Origin of the sequence: Zobellia sp. 1_MG-2023 (assembly GCF_030549125.1) — a bacterium.
GTDB classification, from domain to species: Bacteria; Bacteroidota; Bacteroidia; order Flavobacteriales; family Flavobacteriaceae; genus Zobellia; species Zobellia russellii.
This window is the reverse complement of sequence record NZ_JAUOSY010000001.1, coordinates 106,009-128,644: the sequence shown is the minus strand read 5'-3', so window position 1 is coordinate 128,644 and position 22,636 is coordinate 106,009. Positions and strand designations below refer to the sequence as shown.

Annotated in this window: 17 protein-coding genes; 15 read left to right on the top strand and 2 right to left on the bottom strand. The window is 40.1% G+C overall.

The window, feature by feature from the left end:
• Positions 1 to 91 precede the first annotated feature (91 nt).
• The 7 genes from topA (at position 92) to Q4597_RS00470 (ending at position 9,873) form a co-directional block, all read left to right on the top strand.
• Positions 92 to 2,587, top strand: a complete 2,496-nt coding sequence (topA, locus tag Q4597_RS00500) for a type I DNA topoisomerase (protein ID WP_303404355.1) — start codon at positions 92 to 94, stop codon at positions 2,585 to 2,587.
• Between the two features lie 109 nt (positions 2,588 to 2,696).
• On the top strand, positions 2,697 to 3,854 hold the full coding sequence (locus tag Q4597_RS00495) for a formimidoylglutamase (RefSeq protein ID WP_303404354.1): 1,158 nt from the start codon (positions 2,697 to 2,699) through the stop codon (positions 3,852 to 3,854).
• A 123-nt stretch (positions 3,855 to 3,977) separates the two neighbouring features.
• A complete protein-coding gene (gldK, locus tag Q4597_RS00490) occupies positions 3,978 to 5,333 on the top strand; it encodes a gliding motility lipoprotein GldK (protein WP_289037048.1) in 1,356 nt (451 codons plus the stop codon).
• Between the two features lie 147 nt (positions 5,334 to 5,480).
• On the top strand, positions 5,481 to 6,137 hold the full coding sequence (gene gldL, locus Q4597_RS00485) for a gliding motility protein GldL (protein ID WP_289037046.1): 657 nt from the start codon (positions 5,481 to 5,483) through the stop codon (positions 6,135 to 6,137).
• Positions 6,138 to 6,191: 54 nt separating this feature from the next.
• The gene (gene gldM, locus Q4597_RS00480) at positions 6,192 to 7,754 is read left to right on the top strand and encodes a gliding motility protein GldM (RefSeq protein ID WP_303404353.1); all 1,563 of its coding nucleotides are present in this window, start codon (positions 6,192 to 6,194) and stop codon (positions 7,752 to 7,754) included.
• A 59-nt stretch (positions 7,755 to 7,813) separates the two neighbouring features.
• Positions 7,814 to 8,716, top strand: coding sequence for a gliding motility protein GldN (gene gldN / locus Q4597_RS00475; RefSeq protein WP_215437954.1), 903 nt, complete (start codon positions 7,814 to 7,816; stop codon positions 8,714 to 8,716).
• Positions 8,717 to 8,808: 92 nt separating this feature from the next.
• Entirely contained in the window at positions 8,809 to 9,873 is a 1,065-nt protein-coding gene (locus tag Q4597_RS00470; protein ID WP_303404352.1) for an FAD-binding oxidoreductase, read from the top strand.
• Here Q4597_RS00470 and Q4597_RS00465 read toward each other — a convergent pair.
• On the bottom strand, positions 9,839 to 10,255 hold the full coding sequence (locus Q4597_RS00465; protein ID WP_215437960.1) for a DUF983 domain-containing protein: 417 nt from the start codon (positions 10,253 to 10,255) through the stop codon (positions 9,839 to 9,841). The two genes, Q4597_RS00470 and Q4597_RS00465, sit on opposite strands and share 35 nt — an antisense overlap.
• A 136-nt stretch (positions 10,256 to 10,391) precedes the next feature.
• Between Q4597_RS00465 and abc-f the strand changes: the two genes are divergently transcribed.
• The 7 genes from abc-f (at position 10,392) to Q4597_RS00430 (ending at position 20,655) form a co-directional block, all read left to right on the top strand.
• The gene (abc-f, locus tag Q4597_RS00460; protein ID WP_303404351.1) at positions 10,392 to 12,302 is read left to right on the top strand and encodes a ribosomal protection-like ABC-F family protein; all 1,911 of its coding nucleotides are present in this window, start codon (positions 10,392 to 10,394) and stop codon (positions 12,300 to 12,302) included.
• Positions 12,303 to 12,483: 181 nt separating this feature from the next.
• Complete coding sequence (locus Q4597_RS00455; RefSeq protein WP_215437965.1) at positions 12,484 to 13,356, top strand: hypothetical protein; 873 nt, start codon at positions 12,484 to 12,486, stop codon at positions 13,354 to 13,356.
• Between the two features lie 172 nt (positions 13,357 to 13,528).
• Complete coding sequence (locus Q4597_RS00450; protein ID WP_303404350.1) at positions 13,529 to 14,665, top strand: efflux RND transporter periplasmic adaptor subunit; 1,137 nt, start codon at positions 13,529 to 13,531, stop codon at positions 14,663 to 14,665.
• Entirely contained in the window at positions 14,665 to 17,970 is a 3,306-nt protein-coding gene (locus Q4597_RS00445) for an efflux RND transporter permease subunit (protein ID WP_303404349.1), read from the top strand. Before Q4597_RS00450 ends, Q4597_RS00445 begins: the two co-directional genes overlap by 1 nt.
• A gap of 2 nt (positions 17,971 to 17,972) precedes the next feature.
• Positions 17,973 to 19,337: a TolC family protein gene (locus tag Q4597_RS00440; protein WP_303404348.1), complete on the top strand. Its 1,365-nt coding sequence runs from the start codon at positions 17,973 to 17,975 to the stop codon at positions 19,335 to 19,337.
• A 105-nt stretch (positions 19,338 to 19,442) separates the two neighbouring features.
• Positions 19,443 to 20,462: a Gfo/Idh/MocA family protein gene (locus Q4597_RS00435; protein ID WP_303404347.1), complete on the top strand. Its 1,020-nt coding sequence runs from the start codon at positions 19,443 to 19,445 to the stop codon at positions 20,460 to 20,462.
• A 10-nt stretch (positions 20,463 to 20,472) separates the two neighbouring features.
• Positions 20,473 to 20,655 carry a CPXCG motif-containing cysteine-rich protein gene (locus tag Q4597_RS00430; protein ID WP_215437972.1) on the top strand — a complete coding sequence of 61 codons (183 nt, stop codon included), beginning with the start codon at positions 20,473 to 20,475 and terminating at the stop codon, positions 20,653 to 20,655.
• A 2-nt stretch (positions 20,656 to 20,657) separates the two neighbouring features.
• On the opposite strand, the gene Q4597_RS00425 is transcribed toward Q4597_RS00430, so the two are convergent.
• On the bottom strand, positions 20,658 to 21,338 hold the full coding sequence (locus tag Q4597_RS00425; protein ID WP_215437974.1) for a head GIN domain-containing protein: 681 nt from the start codon (positions 21,336 to 21,338) through the stop codon (positions 20,658 to 20,660).
• A 206-nt stretch (positions 21,339 to 21,544) separates the two neighbouring features.
• Here Q4597_RS00425 and Q4597_RS00420 point away from each other — a divergent pair, with 206 nt between their 5' ends.
• On the top strand, positions 21,545 to 22,594 hold the full coding sequence (locus tag Q4597_RS00420; RefSeq protein ID WP_303404346.1) for an SUMF1/EgtB/PvdO family nonheme iron enzyme: 1,050 nt from the start codon (positions 21,545 to 21,547) through the stop codon (positions 22,592 to 22,594).
• Positions 22,595 to 22,636: the final 42 nt, after the last annotated feature.

Sequence of the window (22,636 nt, the reverse complement as noted above, 5' to 3'; positions counted from 1 at the left end):
GAAAATAGGGGTGTTTTTTTATACCTTATATATATGGTATGACAGCTAATTAAAAAAATCAATTACTTTTGTTTTATCAAACAAACCATGAATGGCTAAGAATTTAGTAATAGTAGAGTCACCCGCGAAGGCAAAAACGATAGAAAAGTTTTTAGGAAAGGATTTTAAGGTAGAGTCCAGTTTTGGGCACATTGCCGATTTGCCTTCCAAAGAACTGGGTGTAGATGTAGAGAATGATTTTGCGCCAAAATATATAGTGGATAAGGATAAGAAAGCCCTAGTTAAAAAACTGGGTGATCTTGCCAAAAAAGCAGAAACTATATGGCTAGCGAGTGATGAAGACCGGGAGGGAGAGGCTATTTCTTGGCATTTAGCGGAAACTTTAGGGTTGGATAAGGATAAGACCAAGCGTATAGTTTTTAACTCCATTACCAAGGCGGCTATTCAAAAAGCGATTGAAAATCCGCGCGAAATAAACTATAATTTGGTTAATGCCCAACAGGCAAGACGGGTTTTAGACCGTTTGGTGGGTTATGAACTTTCTCCTGTTTTATGGAAAAAAATTAAGCCAGGGCTTTCCGCAGGTAGGGTTCAATCTGTAGCGGTTCGGCTTATTGTTGAGCGAGAAAGAGATATTGAAGCCTTTATCGCAGAAGCTTCTTTTAGGATATCGGCAGAATTCAAAACGCTAGAAGGTAGTGTGTTCACGGCAAAATTGAACAAGACGTTCCCTTCAAAGGAAGAAGCTCAGGTATTTTTGAACGAAAATATAGGAGCGGATTTTTCGGTTGGTAATTTAGATAAGAAGCCGGCTAAAAAATCGCCTTCGGCACCTTTTACAACTTCAACATTACAACAGGAAGCTTCAAGAAAGCTATATTTTTCAGTAGGTAGGACCATGCAAGTGGCGCAACGTTTATATGAAGCGGGACTTATTACCTATATGAGAACGGATAGTGTTAATCTTTCCGGTGAGGCCATATCGGCAGCAAAAGATGCCATTATAGATAATTATGGCGAAAAATATAGTACGGTTCGTAATTTTAAAGGAAAATCCAAAGGGGCACAAGAAGCTCACGAGGCTATTAGACCTACGGATATAACCAACCAGTCTCCATCATTGGAGCGTGACCAGTCTAAATTGTACGAGTTGATCTGGAAACGTACCATTGCATCGCAAATGAGTGATGCACAATTGGAACGTACCAATGTAAAAATTCAGGCAAGTACCCATTCAGAGCAATTTACAGCTAATGGAGAGGTAATTAAGTTTGATGGTTTCCTTAAAGTATATATGGAAGGGCTTGATGAAGAGGATGTAGCCGAAGAACAGGAAGGAATGCTTCCTGCCATGAAAGTAGGAGAGGCCTTAAAAAACAATTACATTACAGCTACCGAACGTTTTTCAAGACCGCCATACCGTTTTACGGAAGCATCTTTGGTTAAGAAATTGGAAGAACTGGGAATAGGAAGACCGTCAACCTATGCACCAACTATATCTACCATTCAGAATAGGGGATATGTAGAAAAAGGAACCGTAGAAGGCACGGAAAGACACTATGTACAATTATTGTTAGAGGCAGGTGCCGTTCAAGAGAAGAAACTATCGGAAATGGTAGGTTCGGACAAAGGAAAGCTTGTTCCTACGGATATAGGTATGATTGTAAACGATTTCTTGGTAAGTCATTTTGCAACCATTCTAGATTATAACTTTACAGCTAAAGTAGAGGAAGATTTTGATGAGATAGCCGAGGGTGATGAAGATTGGCAGAAAGTTATGAAAGACTTCTACAAAGACTTTCACCCTAATGTATTGGATGTTCAGGAGAATGCAGACCGTGCCAGTGGCGAACGTATTTTGGGAGAGGACCCAAAAACAGGGCGTCAGGTTTCTGTACGTTTAGGCCGTTTTGGGCCTATGGTGCAAATGGGTACTGTAGATGATGAGGAAAAGCCAAAGTTTGCGAGCCTTTTGCCGGACCAATCCTTAACCACCATTACCTATGAGGAGGCTATGGAGCTTTTTAAACTTCCTAGAAAATTAGGGGTTTACGAAGGGGAGGAAGTAGAGGCAAACGTAGGGCGTTTTGGTCCTTATGTACGTTTTGGTAAAAAGTTTGTTTCGTTGGAAAAAGGAGAAAGCGCCTTTGATGTCGATTTTGCACGTGCGGTAGAGTTGATAAAAGAAAAACAAAAGGCCGATGCCCCTATTTATCACTATGAAGATAAGGAAGTGACCAAAGGAACCGGTAGATTTGGGCCGTTTATTAAGTGGGACGGTATGTTCATCAACGTTAATAAAAAATACGATTTTGATAATCTTTCTGAGGCAGACCTTATTGAATTGATTGAGACTAAAAAACAGAAAGAGATAGATAAGGTGGTCCAAAATTGGACAGAAGAAGGAATCCGAATAGAGAAAGCAAGGTGGGGTAGGCACAATATTATAAAGGGTAAAATAAAGGTGGAGTTGGCCAAAACGGTAGACGCTACCAAAATATCATTGGAAGAGGCCCAAAAACTTATTGAGCAAAAAACACCAAAGAAGAAAACAAAGGCAAAGGCCAAACCTAAAGCAAAAAAGTAATAAGTTTGAGTATGTTGGTATTGGTTATTGGCCAATTGTAGTAAAGATAGATAAAGAGACGCATAACGTGCGTCTCTATAATTTAAACACATATAATCTTTCAAAATAAATGGCATTTGATTTTCTGGTTCCAGTAGAAGATAAAGTAATGGCCCACTGCGAACTGTTTGCTGCCCAATCTCTGGGAAAGCATGCTAGAATACATACTAAAAGAGATGGTCTTCCGGACCTAGAAAATGTTTCAATCGCTATTATTGGGGTTAGGGAGTCTAGAAACGCCTTTGAAAAGAAAACCGAAAAGCTAGATATTGCCGCTATACGGATTCAGTTGTACAAGTTGTTGTTGGGTAATTGGAACTCAACATTGGCGGATATGGGCAATATTGAAGAAGGAGCAACGGTTGAGGATACCTATTTTGTTGTAAAGAATACACTTTCCGCACTTTTGGAGAAAAAGATAGTGCCCATAATAATAGGTGCTACACAAGATATAACCTATCCTGCGTACCGGTCTTTTGATGGTATTGTAGACTTGGTAAACTTGGTCGCGGTAGATAGCAGGTTTGATTTTGGTATGGATGATGAGCTTATTTCATCGCATTCCTATATGAGTAAGATTATTACCGATAAGCCCAATAATCTCTTTAATTTCTCCAATATAGGATATCAGAGTTACTTTAATGCACAGGAAGAAATAGATTTAATGGAGCGTCTTTTCTTTGATGCTTACCGTTTGGGAGAGCTGGGTTCGGATATTTCCTTGGCAGAACCTGTACTGCGTAACGCACATATGATTAGTATGGATGCTCGTGCCGTTAGGGCCAGTGAAATAGGATTATCCGATGATTTTTCGCCAAACGGGTTTACGGGAAGAGAGATTTGTGCCATAGCCAGATATTCGGGAATTAGTGACAAAGTAAGTATTTTTGGGGTCTATGAAATGGAAAACACCAATCAATCCTGTCAGTTAATGGGCCAGATAATTTGGTATTTCATCGAGGGTTATAACTTTAGAATAAACGAATCGCCTTTTGAAAGTAGCGAAAACTTTACAAAGTATATAGTTCCTACAGATACCGAAGAACTTACCTTTCACAAGAGTCACCTTACTAATAGGTGGTGGGTAGAGGTTCCATCTATACTAACGCCGCATACTAAATCAAATTCATCGGCGTTATTACCATGCACTAAAAAGGACTATTTGGAAGCGTGCGACCAAAACATTCCTGAACGGTGGTTCAAGGCCTATAAAAAAGGTTTTAATTGAGTTGAAAAAAAATATAGTATAATTGCCATTGATACAATAATTTGATGAAATCACAGTTTTAGAGTGTAGAATTAAATCATAGTATTTGCAGTTTATAACCAGAATCGAAATTTAACCTAAAGTATGAAAAAGCTATTGTTATCATCTATAGCGTTTGTTTTTTTGCTCAGCAGTTGCGGATCAAAGACAAAGGGAGAGCTAGTCGGGGCCCAAGGAAAGAAGTGGTATCCTGAGAAACCTTATGGGATGGAGCTCATTCCACGAGGTTCTTATATCATGGGTAAATCCGAAGAGGACCAGGCTAAAGTTCTGAACGCACCAACAAAGACCGTAACGGTCAGATCGTTCTATATGGATGACACCGAGATTACGAATAGCGAGTATCGCCAGTTTGTAGAATGGGTACAGGATTCCATTACCAGAACACGTTTAGCCGTATTGGCAGATGAATTGGGTCTAGGGCCTGAGGATGAAGGTATTGGTGAGTATGCGTTTAAAGACGCGGATACCACTAAGCTATCTGCTTATGACAAGTACATGCTGGATAATTATGCCGGTATGGGCGAAACTGGTTTTGAAGGCCGTGCCTTGAACAAGGACCAAGATCTTGTTTGGGATATCTCTGAGTATCCAGACGAGTATTATACAGAGGTTATGGATTCTTTGTATATTCCTGAAGAGGAGTCTTATAACGGTCAGCGTACTATTGATGTTACAAAATTGAAGTACAAGTATAGCTGGATGGATATTGAAGCTGCGGCTCGTTCTAGAACCGGAAGCAGAAAAGATTTTATCCGTCAAGAAGAACTTGAAATCTATCCTGACACTACCGTTTGGATCCGTGATTTTGAATATTCGTACAACGAACCAATGCATAATGATTATTTCTGGCACGATGCCTATAGTGAATACCCTGTAGTTGGTGTTTCTTGGGCACAGGCAAGAGCTTTCTGTAACTGGAGAACCAAGTTTAAGAATGATGATCAGAAAAGTAAAGGCAAGCAATTTGTAAACCAATTCAGGTTACCTACTGAAGCTGAATGGGAATATGCTGCCAGAGGTGGTATTGAAGGAGGAACTTACCCATGGGGTGGACCTTACGTAATTAGTGATACAGGTTGCTTTATGGCAAACTTTAAACCACAAAGAGGTGATTATGCCGCAGATGCAGCTTTATACACTGTAGAAGCAAAATCATATGAGCCAAACGATTTTAATCTTTACAACATGGCCGGTAACGTGTCTGAATGGACCAACTCTAGCTATGACCCTAATTCTTACGAATTTGTTTCTACAATGAACCCTAACGGTGGCGATGGGGCAAATGCAAGAAAAGTAATTCGTGGAGGTTCTTGGAAAGATGTTGCTTATTTCCTACAGGTAAGCACCAGAGATTATGAGTATGCAGATTCTGCTCGTAGTTACATCGGCTTTAGAACCGTACAGGATTATATGGGTGAAGAAGATTCAACACAATAAAGAGTAACATTAGGATTATAGTTATTTTCAAATACACAAATACAAATACACCATCTGATTCTTCTAGCCATAGAGGAAGACGATAAAAAAATCAAACAGTAAACCAAATCTTTTATTAACATTAATTTTCAAATTAAACCTTAAATTATGGCACAGTCAAAATCAACAAAGAAATTATTCAACATGGCCTACGGCCTTGGTGCATCGGTAGTAATCCTTGGTGCGTTGTTCAAGATTCTTCACTGGGAGTTAGGACCCCTTAATGGTGGTATTCTTCTAGCAATAGGTCTTATTACAGAAGCACTTATTTTTGCTATTAGTGCATTTGAGCCAGTAGATGATGAATACGATTGGTCTTTAGTATACCCAGAATTAGCTGGTGGTGCTTCAACAGGAGTTGCAAGAAGCAACGAAGCTCAAGAAATTAAAGAAGCAGAAGCTTCATTGTCTGGTAAATTAGACGAATTATTGAAAGAAGCAGGAGTTGACGCTAACCTAATGGAAAGCCTTGGTACTAGCATTCGTAACTTTGAAGGTGCAGCTAAGGGTATTGCCCCAACTGTTGACGCTATGGAGTCTACAAGAAAGTATTCTGATGAAATGGTACAGGCTGCCGCTCAAATGGAGTCGTTGAACAGCTTATACAAAGTACAATTAGAGAGTGCTAGCAAACAAGCTTCAGTTAATGAAGAAGTTGTACAGAATGCATCTGCTCTTAAAGACCAAATGGAATCTTTGGCAACTAACCTTTCTTCATTGAACGGAGTATACGGTGGTATGTTAACCGCTATGAATAGAAACTAATTAGAGATTAGTTAACCCCAAATCAAATAATTAATCAAATCTAATTAAAAAAACATGGCAGGAGGAAAAGCAACACCACGTCAGAAGATGGTCAATCTAATGTATTTGATCTTCATCGCTATGCTGGCGTTAAACATGAGCAAAGAAGTACTTGCAGCTTTCGGGATTATGAACGAAAAGATGGAGACTTCTAACCAAAAGACTACGGAAAGTAACCTAGCTTTCTTGAGTGGTCTAGAAACTAAAGCTGGAGAAGATTCAGAGAAATACGGAAAGCTTTATAAAGATGCGCAGAAAATCAAGCAGATGTCCCAAGAGTATTATGACTATCTGGAAGGTCTTAAACAAGGCATGACAGAAGGTTTAGAAGATGCGAAGGACTATGCAAAAATGGATAACTCTGATTTCTTAGATCAACAATTCTTTCAAGGAGACAATCTATCGGAAGGTGGAAAAGAATTCATGAGTAGAATTAATGATTACCGCACACAAGTGGCGGCTATTGTACCAAAAGATTTGAAAGAATCTGTAAACTCTCGTTTCGCAACCGGTGATGAAAACGGAAAAGAAACAAAGAGAGATGGTAGCAAGCAAGATTGGATCAATTACCACTATGAAGGTTACCCTTTAATTGCCTCTTTAGCTAAACTTACGGCGCTTCAAGCAGACGTAAAAGCTACGGAAGAAGACGCTCTTAAAAGAATGTTGGAAGGTGAGTTAACAAGCCAAGTATCGCTTAAGAATTTTGCAACATCTTTGCAGGCTAGTAAATCTGCTTTTTACTCTGGTGAGAAGTATGACGGTAAGATTATCATTAGTAAAACTGATAACTCTTCTACTCCTGTAAAAGCTGAGTTAACGTTAGACGGAAGAAAACTTTCTGAAGGTACTGACTATAAACTAGAGGCTGGTGGTGTTAAGATGTTGATCGGAGCTGGTTCTCCCGGAGATCACACTGTAGAAGGTACATTGTACTTTAAGCAAGATGGCGAGGAAGTTCCTGTACCAGTAAAAAACACCTTTGCAACTATAAATAAGCCTAATGCTGCTTTGATTGCGGCTGATAAGATGAACGTTGTCTACCGTGGTGTGGCCAATCCAATGTCGATTACCATACCAGGAATAGCTGATAACAAGGTTAACGCAAATGCAAACGGTTTAACGAGACGCCAAGGAAGCAGTTACACAATGACTCCTGGTAAAGGTCGTGAAGTTACAATTACCGCATCTGGTACTACAAGTGATGGTACGAAAGTAGGTCCTTTTAGTAACAAATTCAGAATTAAGGATATTCCAAGACCTGCAGGTTCTGTAAGTAAGCAAACAGGTAGTGCTAAAATGCCTAGAGCTAACATGGAAATTGCTACTATTGGAGCAATGTTGGAAGATTTTGATTTTGACTTGAACCTTGCTGTAAGCGGATTTAAGTTCAAAGTTCCTGGTCAGCCTACCGTAAGTGTTAACGGAAGCAAATTGAACGCTAACGCCAAATCTGCCCTTAAAAGAGCTAAAAGAGGTGATGCTGTTCAGATATTTGATATCCAAGCTTACATTACAAATAACAAGAGTTATAAATTGAAGAAGGTATCTCCGGTTGTAGTGGAGATTACAAACTAATAACAACTAGTAAAACCGGGCGGTCTTTTGATCGCTCGGTAATTTAAAATTTTACAAACATGAATTGGAAAAATGCTTTAGTAATTGGTGCAGTAACATTGTTGCCAGTTTCCATGATGGCCCAGGCGAACATCTTGAACGCCAAAAAGCCTGAGGAAATAGGCATTAAGACCGAAGCTCAAAAAGCTTTGGACAATGATGCTCCCCTTGAGTATGGGTATGTAGATGATCGTGACATTCTTTGGTCTAAGACCGTTTGGGAAGTTATTGATCTTGATGAAAGGGTAAATTTCCCTTTATATTATCCTACAGATACCATTGATATAGGAAACGATAGAAGATCATTATATGATGTTCTTTTGAAAAATATCAAGAACGGTAAGCTAAAAGATGTTTATGCAGATTCTTATTTTACAGATAAGCGTAAGTTTAGCGACCTTCAAAGTACGTTGCAAAAAGTAGATACTACTGATTATGGTTATGAACAGATCAATGCAGGCGAAGAACTTTCTCCTGAGTATGTGATGAGAAGAAACCTAACTGCGGCCGATATTGAGGAATACCGTATAAAAGGAATGTGGTATTTTGATAAGCGCCAAGGCGAATTAAAGTATCGTTTGTTAGGTATTGCCCCGGTAGCTCCTGACGTTAACTTTATAGATGATGACTCTATGGATCCAAGTGATGCAAAGGTTGAGTTATTCTGGGTATGGTATCCAGATGCACGAAACATCTTGCACGAGGCCAAAGTCTTTAACCAAAGAAACTCTGCGCAACCTATCTCTTTTGATATGTTGTTGAATGCAAGAAGGTTTAATGGTGTAATTTATAGAGAAGACAATGTTCATGGTGACCGTAAAGTAAATGATTACATTACAGATAATGCTCTGTTCCAGTTGTTGGAAGCAGGTAGAATCCAAGAGGTCATTAGAGATAGAGAGCAAGATATGTGGGCTTACTAGAGCCAAGAATATTCCAATTCAAATAGTATTGAGCGCCCTGACAGTTTTTGTCGGGGCGCTTTTTTTGATTGCCAATTTTCTACCTTTGGCGTATGATAGATTATTTAATTGTAGGGCTTGGCCTAGCGGGTATTTCATTCTGTGAGCAGCTAGAGAAGAATAACAAAACCTTTAGGGTAATTGCAGATAGTTCCCAGACCTCTTCGGTAGTGGCCGGAGGCCTATATAACCCCGTTATTCTAAAACGGTTTACGTTGGCGTGGCAGGCAGAGGAACAGATGAAAACGGCATCGGCTTTTTATGCGCATTTGGAACGCAAGTTAGGAGTTAAGTTAAATTATGAGCTGCCGGTATACAGAAGGTTTCATTCTGTTGAAGAACAAAACCTGTGGTTTGAAGCTTCCGATAAAAAAGGATTGGATAGGTTTTTGAATACATCTGTTCACGCAAATACCAATGTTCATGTAGATGCTCCGTTCGGTTATGGGGAAGTACGCCATACAGGAAGAATAGATACAGAAAAATTAGTCTCCTCGTACAAGAAATACCTTCAAGAGAAAGACTTAGTGATTGAAGAAACCTTTGATTACAACCGTTTGCAGTATACCGATGATAGAGTAGAATACGACGCTCTTTCTGCCCGAAAAATTGTGTTTGCAGAAGGTTTTGGGTTAAAGGAAAATCCGTTTTTTAATTATTTGCCTTTGCAAGGTTCCAAAGGGGAGTACGTATTTATTGAAGCTCACGTTCTAAAAGAGGATAAAGCCATAAAGTCTTCGGTGTTCATTATTCCCCAAGGGAATAATATCTATAGGGTAGGTGCTAATTACGAACGCCATGACAAAACCAATCTGCCAACAGAAAGTGCCAGAGAAGGACTATTGGCTAAATTAAGAACGGTGCTAAAGTGCGATTTTAAAGTGGTAGACCAAGTAGCTGGGGTAAGACCAACCGTGGTAGATAGAAAACCGCTGGTAGGTAGGCACCCTAAGTTTAAAAGCTTGCATATCCTTAACGGATTTGGCTCAAGGGGGGTTCTTATAGGTCCGTCTGCTGCAAAACAACTGTACATGTTCGCAGAAGACGGTCAGGAGTTAGATTCGGAATTGGACATTGCACGTTTTACTCAGAAATACTTTCAGCAGTCTTTTTCCTGAATTTTGTGCCTGCTTCAGAATCAAAGTGGATAAAGAAATTGATCCAAATGTTTCGGGACAATCTAATAATTAGTGGCATGAAAATTATCATGGTGGCAACAATGGCAATAAATGAAGTGGTCAAAGTTGCGCCAATGAACAAAAAGCTGATGACAAATGCTGCTACGGCAAAAGCAATTCCAACGGCATAACTTACATACATGGCGCCATAAAAGAAAGAAGGTTCAATCTTGTACTTGGTGCCACAGGTAGAGCAACGTTCGTGCATATCAAAGATTTTGCCCAGATGATACGGGTTTTTATCCTCATACATGCTCTCTTCGTGGCATTTGGGACAACTTCCTGTTAAAATGCTGTATAGTTTGTTTCCTTTTTTTAACATTTGCAAAACTTTGAATAAAAGTACAACTTTGGCTTTTCTTTCAATGTAACTATCATTACAAATAGTAATGTTTTTTCAAAAATAATTAAACCACCTTATGGGCATGATGCCTGTCTGAATCTAGAATTTTTAAAGTATGTTGAATATCCATAACCTTTCCGTTTCCTTTGGCGGAGAATATCTTTTTGAGGAAATATCCTTTCGTTTAAATGGTGGTGATCGTGTGGGTCTGATCGGTAAGAACGGAGCGGGTAAATCAACGCTTTTAAAAATGTTGTCCAAAGATATGCCCATAGATTCGGGTACTATCGCCATGGAGAAAAATATTAAGATTGGTTTTCTTCGTCAGGATATAGATTTTGTTTTGGGGCGTACCGTTTTGGAAGAATCCTATCAGGCTTTTGAAGAAATAAAGGCATTGGAGCTTAAGTTGGATGAAATTAACCACCAACTAGCAGAGCGAATGGATTATGAGAGTGAAATCTATCATCAACTTATGGTAGACTTGAGCGATCTTACCCATCGCTATGAAATATTAGGGGGGTATAATTACCAAGGTGAAACCGAAAAAATACTACTGGGCCTTGGTTTTAAACGAGAGGATTTTGATAAGAAAACCGACACGTTTTCCGGCGGATGGAGAATGCGAATAGAATTGGCAAAACTCTTGCTCCAGAGCAATGATGTGTTACTTCTGGATGAGCCCACCAACCACTTGGATATTGAGTCTATTATCTGGTTGGAGCAATTTTTGAAAGGGTACGCGGGTGCTGTTGTTATCGTTTCTCACGATAAAATGTTTTTGGATAACGTTACCAACCGTACCATAGAAATCTCCTTGGGCCGTATTTATGACTACGGAAAGCCCTATTCCCAGTTTCTTTTGCTTAGAGGAGAAATAAAAGAACAGCAGATGAACGCCCTAAAGAATCAGGAAAAGGAAATTCAGCAAGCAGAACGCTTGATCGAGAAGTTCCGAGCCAAAAGTTCCAAGGCTTCAATGGCACAGTCGTTGATCAAGAAATTGGATAAAATGGAGCGTATTGAAGTAGATCAGGATGATAATGCCGTAATGAACCTCCGTTTTCCGGTCTCCATAACTCCGGGTAAGGTTATTGCGGAAATAGAGGAACTTTCTAAAAGCTACGGGGAAAAAGATGTACTTTCTGGTATAAATCTACTTTTGGAGCGCGATAGTAAAACGGCTTTTGTGGGTCAGAACGGTCAGGGAAAATCTACATTGGCCAAGATAATGGTGGGTGATTTGGACTATGAAGGCAAATTAAAGTTGGGGCATAACGTACAAATTGGATATTTTGCCCAAAACCAGGCCGAATACTTAGATGGTAGCAAAACCATATTGGATACCATGATAGATGCGGCCAACGAAAAGAACAGAAGTAAGGTAAGAGATATTCTGGGCTCATTTTTGTTCAAGGGAGATGAGGTGGAAAAATACGTAAAAGTACTTTCCGGTGGTGAACGAAACCGTTTGGCCTTGGCCAAGATGCTTTTGCAGCCTTTTAACGTGTTGGTAATGGATGAACCTACCAACCACTTGGATATTCAATCTAAGAACGTCTTAAAACAGGCCTTGCAGAATTTTGACGGAACCCTGGTTCTTGTTTCTCACGATAGGGATTTTCTACAAGGGCTGACCAACAAGGTGTATGAGTTTAAGGACAAGAAAATTAAAGAGTATTTAGGCGATATAGATTACTATCTGGATCAGCGTAAGGTTGAAGATTTTAGGGCGATAGAAAAAAAACAGGACGTTCAAAAAAAAAGCGACGCGCCAAAATCTAGTGCAACCGACTTTAAGGAACAGAAAAAAATAAAATCACTTAAAAACCGACTTAGCTCAGTGGAGTCGGACATTGCAAGACTGGAAAAGGAGATAGCAGAGATAGACCATAAATTGTTAATGGATTACGACAAGACTATTGCTGTTCCCAATTTTTTTGATGGCTATCAAAAGAAGAAAAAGCAGTTGGAACAAATGATGACCAAGTGGGAAGAAATTACCTTAGAGCTAGAAAATTACTAGTGAGCTGCCGTAAATGACCATTTGAAAAAAGTGCTCACAACAAAATATCTGGTTTTCACAACATTATAGGGCCGTTGAACGATAATTTTTGTTTTTCATCCACATTAAGGCTTATTTTTGTAGGGTAATTCGCTTTGAATTACGCCCAACCTTACTGTCAACCAAAAAAAATAGTATTCGTATGAAAAGTCTATTAAGTTACTTAGTGCTTTTGTGCATTACGGTGCATACGGTTATGGCCGACGTTCCGAAGAAAGAAAAAGAATCGCTCATTGAGTTGTACAACGCAATGAAGGGTGATGAATGGCAAAGAAAATGGAACCTGAATGCAGAAATCTCTACATGGCAGGGTGTAACGGTCAGAAACAACCACGTTGTAGAAATCAATCTTTTTAATAACAATCTTCAAGGGGTTATCCCAAGCAGTATTGGTGACTTGGAAAAACTGGAATCTTTAAACTTGGCGTTTAACGGCATTACAGGAGAGCTTCCTAAAGAGATTGCACAACTTACGAGACTACGCGTGCTGAAGATAGAAATGAACCGTATTAAAGGAGAACTTCCTTTGGAATTGGGTAGAATGAGAAGTTTAATGGAGCTAACGGCTTTCAACAACTTTATAACCGGAAGCATTCCTGAAAGTATTGGGGAAATAAAAAACCTGAAAATTTTAAACTTGTCCAGTAATAGTCTAAAAGGAAATATACCTAAATCTGTTGGCGGATTGGCCCAATTGGAAAGTTTGGGTCTTTTTGAAAATACGTTGGAAGGAAGTATTCCTTCGGAAATAGGCGGACTTACAAAGCTTAAGGAACTTGTTTTGGCGAATAACCAATTGGGAGGTGAGCTTCCGGAAGAGTTTGGTCAATTGGCTAGCTTAGAGGTGTTACAGCTTCAGAATAACAAATTTGATTCGTTCAAAAGCCTTCATTCAATGGATGAAAAGCAGTTCTTGGTTTTTGATTATGATAAGGAAGATGATAAAATTGATTTCAAAAATGTTGAGTACGGCAGAACTAGAATGGCCGATACAAAGTTTGAAGACGAAGAATAGAAAATAGATTTCCATAATTTATTAGTTAGTTTGGTTAAAGGGACGCAGTTATGCGTCCCTTTTTTTTTGGGTATTTCAAAAAAAATACATTTAAGATACATTTAACAAAGCTCACTTAAACTATTAGATAGCTTTGTAGTCCAACCATCTGGTTATATAGCCCAACTAACTTATGAATACACGAAAGATCCTCTTGACCGTACTAGGTGTTTTGCTGATTATTGTTTCGGTTTACGCAGCAGTATCAATTGTAAACAGTAAAAGAACCCCTAGACCAAAACCTGAAAAAGTAATTAAGACTGTCTTTGTAGATACGGTTAAAAACGGAAGTATCCCCATAGTAATTCCTGCAAATGGTAATTTAAGCGCTAAACAAAGGGTAGAACTCTACTCAGAGGTGCAGGGAGTGTTTAGAAAAGGGAACAAGCTTTTTAAAGCGGGACAGACCTACCGGGCCGGTGAAACCATTATCCGTATAGATGCTGCGGAATATTCGGCAAGTGTACAATCGGCAAAAAGCAACCTTTACAATCTAATTACTTCTATAATGCCGGATTTAAGGTTGGATTATCCTGAGATATTCCCTAAATGGCAAAAATACCTCAGCGATTTTAATATGGGGAACACGACTCCTGCTTTGCCCGAAATGACAGATGAAAAGGAGAAATATTTTATTTCCGGTCGTGGTATTCTTACCAACTACTATAATGTAAAGAATTTGGAGCAACGTCTTTCTAAGTATAGAATTTCGGCTCCGTTTAGCGGTATCCTAACCGAGGCTTTGGTTACAGAGGGAACTTTGGTAAGGTCCGGTCAAAAATTGGGAGAATTCATTAATACAGACGTGTATGAGTTGGAGGTCGCCATTGGCAAGGACTATAGTGATCTTTTAAAAGTGGGCGAAAGCGTAGAGCTTATCAATCTTAATGGAACTAAAACGTATACAGGAAAAGTTGCCCGTATTAACGGAAGTGTAGATTTGGCATCACAGACTATAAGGGCCTATATAGATGTTAAAGATGAAAATCTTAGGGAAGGAATGTACTTGGAGGCCAATCTAGATGCCAGACAGGAGGAAAACGCAATTGAAATAGACAGGGGTCTTTTACTAGAAAATGACCAAATTTTTGTGGTACGGGACACCATTTTAGATGTGGTTGATGTAAAGCCGGTATATTTTTCCGATAGAAAGGTGGTCCTAAAAAATGTACCTGATGGATTAACCATTGTTTCAAAACCGGTAGTAGGAGCTTATGCCGGTATGCTAGTTAAGGTTTTTGACGAGAGTAACACAAAAACCAAAGACTAATGAGAAACATAATCTCTTATTTCATAAAGTATCACGTTGCCGTAGATGTCTTTGTACTGGCGTTTATGGTGTTTGGTATTGCCGGCGCTCTTTCGTTAAAATCTAGCTATTTCCCGCTTTCGGATTCTAAGAATATATCAATAAACATAACCTATCCCGGCGCTTCACCGCAAGAGGTAGAAGAGGGTATTGTTCTTAAGATAGAAGATAACTTAAAAGGTCTTGAAGGTGTAGACCGGGTTACCTCCACCGCAAGGGAGAACAGTGGGGTTATTAATGTGGAAATCGAAAAAGGGCGCGATATAGATTTCATGCTTTTGGAGGTAAAGAATGCCGTAGATAGGGTGCCCTCTTTTCCTACCGGAATGGAGCCTTTAATTGTCTCCAAACTAGAAGCCGTTAGAGAGACCATAACGTTTGCCATAAGTGGGGAACAGATTCCATTGGCTACTTTAAAACAAGTAGGGAGACAGGTAGAGAACGAGCTGCGTACCATAGATGGCATTTCTCAAATAGAGATGAGTGGTTATCCATTGGAAGAAATAGAGATAGCCGTAAACGAAAATAGTTTATTGGCTTATAATATATCTTTTAATGAAGTATCTCAGGCGGTGGCCAATGCCAATATTTTGGTTACTGGAGGTAATATTAAAACCGACTCCGAAGAATATTTGATCAGGGCCAACAATAGGTCTTATTACGGAGATGAGCTATCTAATATGATTATCCGTGCGGATGCTTCGGGCAGTACGGTGCGGTTAAAAGATGTGGCCATCATTCGTGACCGTTTTGAAGAATCGCCAAATGCTTCTTATTTTGATGGGAACCTTTCCGTTAGTGCTTCCATCACGAGTACCAATACAGAAGATCTTTTGGGTTCTGCCGAAAAGGTAAAGGAATATATAGAGGACTTTAACCAAAAGCACAACAACATAAAGTTAAGTGTGGTCAGTGATCGTAGTATTACCTTGAACCAACGTACGGAGTTGTTGACGGAGAATGCTATTGTGGGTATGATTTTGGTACTCATATTCCTCTCGTTGTTCTTAAATACACGTTTGGCTTTTTGGGTGGCGTTCGGTCTACCTATCTCCTTTTTGGGAATGTTCGTATTTGCAGGGTATTTTGATGTTACCATTAACGTGTTATCGCTTTTTGGTATGATTATCGTAATCGGTATTCTGGTAGATGACGGAATCGTGATTGCGGAAAACATTTATCAGCATTACGAAAAAGGAAAAAGTCCAATACAAGCCGCTATTGATGGTACCATGGAGGTAATACCACCTATTATTTCGGCAATCATCACTACCATATTGGCCTTTTCCATCTTCCTGTTTTTAGATGGTAGAATAGGTGAATTCTTTAGTGAGGTATCCGTAATCGTAATCCTTACCTTGGTAGTCTCATTGGTAGAGGCCCTAATAATTCTTCCTGCGCATTTGGCCCATTCAAAAGCACTTACGGTCATAGAAAAGAAACCAAAAACGGCAATAGGGAGAGCTTTTGCCAAATTAAGGGTCATTAATGAAATGGGAGACCGTTTCATGGTTTGGATGCGCGATAAGATTTACAGCCCTGCTTTACGTTTTGGTCTGCGCTATAAAGTACTGATGTTCGCTTTCTTTGTTATGGCCTTGATACTTACATTGGGGTCTGTGGGTGGCGGAATCGTTAGAACGGCCTTTTTCCCAAGAGTTGCCAGTGACAGGGTTTCCGTAGATTTATTGATGCCCAACGGAACCAATGAAAAAATTACTGATTCTATTATTTCTTTGATAGAGGAGAAGTCTAAAATTGTAAACCAGGAGCTAACTGAGAAGTATTTAAAGGGAACGGATAAAGTCCTTTTTGAAAATACAATTAAGAGAATTGGTCCGGGTACGTCTGCCGCTTCTCTGGATATTAACCTTTTACCTGGTGAGGAACGTCCGGATGCCATTAGTTCGGATATGGTAACCAATAGATTGCAAGAGTTAATGGGGCCTGTATTAGGGGTTGAAAGCCTTATTTATGGCTCAGGAGGAAACTTTGGCGGTAATCCGGTATCGGTTTCGCTTTTGGGGAATAATATCACCGAACTAAAGGCGGCCAAAAAAGAGCTAAAGGCCGTGCTGGAAAACAATGCCCTGCTAAAAGATGTTGCGGATAATGACCCTGCAGGTATTAAGGAAATAAGACTTGAGCTAAAAGAGAATGCGTATTTATTGGGGCTTGACCTACGTACGGTAATGAATCAGGTGCGTGCGGGCTTTTTTGGGTCTCAAGCACAACGTTTTCAAAGAGGGCAAGATGAAATTAAGGTTTGGGTACGTTACGATAGGGAGAACCGCTCTTCCATTACGGATTTGGATGAAATGCGAATCACCACTCCAAACGGAAATAAAGTTCCGTTAAAGGAAATAGCAACCTATATCATTGAAAGGGGAGACGTGGCCATAAACCACTTGGAAGGACAACGGGAAATTCAGGTTTCGGCGGACATTAAAAATGAAAAAACAACAAGTGCCACGGATATCATGAACGAAATCCGTACCACCGTAATGCCGGAAATACAGTCCAGATATCCAACGGTAACGGCATCGTACGAAGGTCAGAACAGGGAGGCCAAAAAAATGTCCGATTCCATAACCGTGGTGGGTCTATCGGTTTTATTGTTAATATACATCACTATAGCGTTTACGTTTAGAAGTTTCAGTCAGCCGTTGTTACTTATTTTGCTGGTACCGTTTAGTTTAACCGCAGTAGCATGGGGGCATTGGATCCATGACTTTCCCGTCAATATTCTATCGTTATTGGGTATTATCGCCTTAATAGGCATTATGGTGAACGATGGTTTGGTACTCATAAGTAAGTTTAATGGCAATTTGCGTAGTGGAATGAAATTTGACGATGCCATTTTTGAGGCGGGCCGTTCACGTTTTAGGGCTATATTTTTGACGTCCATTACTACTATTGCAGGTCTAGCTCCGCTTTTGTTGGAGCGTAGTAGGCAAGCCCAGTTTTTAAAGCCCATGGCCATATCCATTGCCTATGGTATTGCTTTTGCCACTGTTCTGACCTTGTTATTATTGCCGCTGTTCTTAGCGTTCAGTAACCGTATTAAAGTAACCACAAAATGGTTGAAAACCGGTGATGATGTCACTAAGGAAGAGGTAGAACGTGCTATAAAGGAGCAGAAGGAAGAAGCGCATATGGCGGAGCAGCCTAGGCTGCCGTTAAACGGAACTTCCCATGATGTAATGAAAGGTTCGGAAGTAAGCAATAGTGCCTCACCTAACAGCAATATTAAGAAACCAGAATAGGAATGATCAAACAAGCTATAGTCCCCTTAATTTTTCTTTTTATCAGCCTAGGAGTTACAGCTCAAGAGAAGCGTTTATCCAAAGAAGAAGCGGTACGCTTAACATTGGAAAACAACTTTGGAATTAAGGTAGCGGGTAATCAAGTAGAAATTGCTGATAACAATCAGGGTATACTCAATTCTGGCTATTTACCGAGTCTTACGGGTACGGCAGGCGCCAATTACAATGATTTAAATAGCAATACGGAATATCCGGGACAATTTGAAAGCTCCGGTGAGCCCAGACCTGATCTGGAAATAAACCATGCGGAATCGCAATCCTTCAATGGCGGATTGAACTTGAACTATACGTTGTTTGATGGTTTAGGAAGGCTCTACAATTACAAAAGACTAAAAGAGCAGTATCAACTTACAGAACTACAAGCCAGGGAGACCATAGAGAACACCTTGTTGCAATTGTTCAGTATTTATTTTGAAGTAGCTAGGCTTACGGAGAACGAAAATGTGCTGAAACAGGCTTTGGAAATTTCTACGGACCGTATTACACGGGCGGAGTACGCTTTTGAATACGGCCAGAATACCAAACTGGACATTCTAAATGCTCAAGTAGATGTTACCAATGATAGTATTAACCTATTGAACACCAAACAGCAATTGGCCAATGTTAAAAGGGATTTGAATGTTATTGTCAATCAAAGCTTGACCGAGGATTTTCAAGTGGATACTATTGTTCGTTTTGTGCCCAGATTGCAATTGGATGAGCTCATAGACGAGGCCAAGCAGAACAACGTAACCATACTGCAGGCCAAGCGTAATTTGGCCATTAATGCGTATGATATTAAGGTGAATCGTTCCGGTTACCTTCCTACTATTGGGCTTACGGGCTCGTACGGTTGGAATTTGAACCAAAGTGCACCCAATTCCTTTTTGCCGGGCCAAATTATTCCCGGGAGCAACAGAACCAGCCTTACATTGGGCTTAGGGGCCAGTCTTACTTGGAACCTTTTTGATGGCGGAAGAACAACTACCTTGGTGCAGAATTCCAAAATTGCCTATGAAAACCAAGAGTTGTTGCAAGAGCAAGTAACATTAGAAGTGGATCGTGATATTCTTAATGCTCTGGCGAGCTACGAAAACCGATTGACCATTTATCAGATTCAGGAACAGAATGTAATTACCAACCAAAATAATTTTGAACGTTCAAAAGAGCAGTTTCAATTGGGGAGGATTACGTCCATAGAGTTCCGGCAGGCGCAAATTAACCTTTTGAATGCGCAGACCAATAAGAACTTGGCCAAGTATGATGCCAAGCTTGCGGAACTTCAATTGCTTCAGCTTACCGGGCAACTTCTTAACGTTGAATTTTAATCGTATCGTCTAAAACCGTACTGAAAAGGCATCCGTAAATGCACGGATTCTTTGCCTTTCAAATAATTTCTTCGTAGTATAGTTTTACAAAAATAGAACTATCATATGTCTCATATTGGCGTTGGAATTATTGGCACGGGTTCAATCGTACATACCTATGTAAAATGTCTTTCGGAGCTGGAAGGTGTCCGAATAGTAGGGCTTTGTACAAAATCTGCGGATAGGGTAGAGCAGCTGCAAGCTGATTTTGGATTGCCCATCTATAGTGATCTTAATACTTTCATACAACACCCAGAAATAGATTTGGTCTGTGTTTGTAATGAAAGTGGAAAACATAGTATAGCAATAGAAGCTGCCGCTAAGGCGGGCAAACATATCCTAAGTGAAAAGCCCCTTGAGGTAACTACTGAAAAAATAGATGGGTTGATTGCCCTATGCGAAGAGCGAAAGGTACTTTTGGGCTGTGTACTTCAAAACAGATGTAGCACGGATTACAAACAGGTAGAAAATGCGATAAAGTCCGGTAAGCTTGGAAAATTGCTTATGGGCAATGCCAGTATCAACTGGTACCGTTCACAGGCGTATTACGCCAATAGCAAGTGGAGAGGAACCAAGAAATTAGATGGTGGCGCCGCTTTTATCAACCAAGGTATTCATACCGTAGATTTATTGCAGAACCTTATGGGGCCTGCAGTTTCGGTCTTTGCCAATGTACAAACTAGAGTACATGAAATAGAAGGGGAAGATGTTGGTGCGGTATTGGTAAATTATGAGAATGGGGCCATGGGAACGATTACGGCAGGTACGGCCCTTTTTCCAGGCTACCCGGAACGCGTTGAGGTATATGGTGAGAAAGGAAGCATTATTATGGAAGGCGGGAAAATCATTGCATGGAATGTAAAAGGAGAAGATGCTCCGGAATTAACTTCAAAAGAACAGGGAAGCGGCGCGGCAGACCCTACGGCCATTGGGCATCACAATCATAAAGTGGTTCTTCAGGATATGGTAAACGCTATCAGGGAAAACCGGAAACCTATGGTGGATGGTGCAGAGGCGCGGAAATCGGTCGCTTTAGTAAATGCCATCTATCGATCGTCCAAAAGTAAAAAACAGGTGCAACTTTAAAAAGGTCTATATGTACGAACACTTTTTTCAATGCCCCTATTGTTGGGAAGAAATTTCCATGCTAATGGACCCCTCGGTTTCAAAACAAACCTATGTGGAAGATTGCGAGGTATGTTGCAACCCTATTGAGGTAACCCCGCAATTTCAAGATAATGAACTCGTAGCTTTTGAAGCAGTGGATATAGAGCAGTAGCCCTAATCCATTTCTTTGATCTTACCGCCAAAAACTTTATCCTTTTCAATACTTTTAGGATTACCATAGATGTAGATAGAACCGCCGGCACGTACTTTGGCCGTTACTTTATCGGTAGCTTTTACATCTGCCCTTCCTCCGGCATTGACTACTACGGTAGTCTCATTGGTGTCTAGTTGTTTGTTATACGTCTTTCCTCCCGTATTCACCATAACCTCTTGTTTGTCCGCAGAACCGGTAAGGGTAACTTCCCCTCCTGAGATAGATTTAGTGTAGAGGTCTTTGATGTTTATTTTTAAATCTATTTTACCACCTTCTTGGGTTTTGATTTCTACGCGGTCGCCTTTAATGGTCTCGTCCGAACGTATTTTTGCATTTTCGTTGGCATCTAATAGGGCAAGCTCTTCTGTATAGTATAAAGTGGCCTTGGCTTCGTTCCCATCTAAAAAATTATCGAACTCCATTTTTATTTTTAGGAGTCCATTTTTGTTGGAGATGTTTACTTCATCCTTATCGTCTCCTGTAATAACAAGTTTGTTCTCGTTACTTTTTACCAAGCTTACCACAATGCGGTCATATACCTTAAGCTCCGTAAACTTCTCTAATTCTTTTGTGTTTTCTTTTTGTGCGAAAACCCCTGCCGAAACAAATAGGGTCACTGCTATGCATAGTAGTTTTTTCATTTTTATAATTTATAGCGTTCGCACAAATATAGGCTATTTTGGGTAGTTGTAGGGCAATGGCAGGGGTTGTGGGGCGTTGTTGTTTGCTAGTTTTTTAAACAAATAGTACAGCTGTTGTTAAGAGGTTGGGGTTAGTAAGGTTTAAAATGGGTAGAGCTTGACTATTGTAGATAAAAAAAACTATTTTTAACAAAACCATTTTACCAATGAAAATTCAGTTAACCAAAATTACCTTGTCTGCTTGTCTCATAGGGGCAGTCCTACAATCTTGCAAATCTACACAAGCCGTTACGGCCACTCAGGAAACCGTGGTAGAAAAAACTGAAGAAAAAGTAATGGAAAAAGTACCCGTAGAGGCTTCTAACGGTTATACCGAAACCGTTCCCGAAACCGATAAGAGTTTTGATATGGTATTGATTCCTAGCGGAACCTTTACCATGGGTAGTCCGGAATCGGAAGCGAACAGAAAGGCCGATGAAGGTCCTCAAAAGGAGGTAGAGCTGGACGCTTTTTATATGGCGAAGCATGAATTGACATGGGACTTGTTTGAACTTTTCTTCAAACAGAACAAAGAACTTTTTGTGAAATTGGATGATGACCGTGTAATTAAAATTGATGCTATTACACGTCCCAGTCCGCCGTATGAAGATCCATCGTATGGTATGGGTAAAGACGGGTTTCCTGCGGTAAGCATGTCTGCATATTCGGCATTGGTATATTGCAAATGGCTAAGTGCCGTTACCGGAAAATTTTACCGATTGCCCACGGAGGCCGAATGGGAATACGCTGCTAAGGCAGGTACACAAAGTGCCTATAGTTTTGGTGATGACGTAGCTCAAATAGACGAGTATGCGGTGTACTACAAGAATTCGGAAAGTAAATATGCCAAGGTGGGGTCCAAAAAACCAAATCCTTGGGGCTTGTATGATATGCACGGGAATGCGGCGGAATGGACGTTGGATGAATACAAGGCAGATGCCTATACCACAACGGACAAGAAGAATCCTTGGGTAACTCCAACAGTAATACACCCACGCTCGTATAGGGGTGGTTCTTGGGATGATGATGCGGATAAATTACGTTCATCGGCCAGAACGGCTTCAAGCTTAAAACAGCAGAAGCGTGATCCACAGATTCCAAAGAGTTTTTGGTGGTTTACAGATTCCAACTATGTAGGTTTTAGATTGGTAAGCCCAAAAGTTCAACCTACCGAGGAAGAACAAAAAAAGTTCTGGCAGACCGTTTTGGATGAATAGAAAATTGAATATAAAATGCCATTAATGTTTTGGCCAATTTAA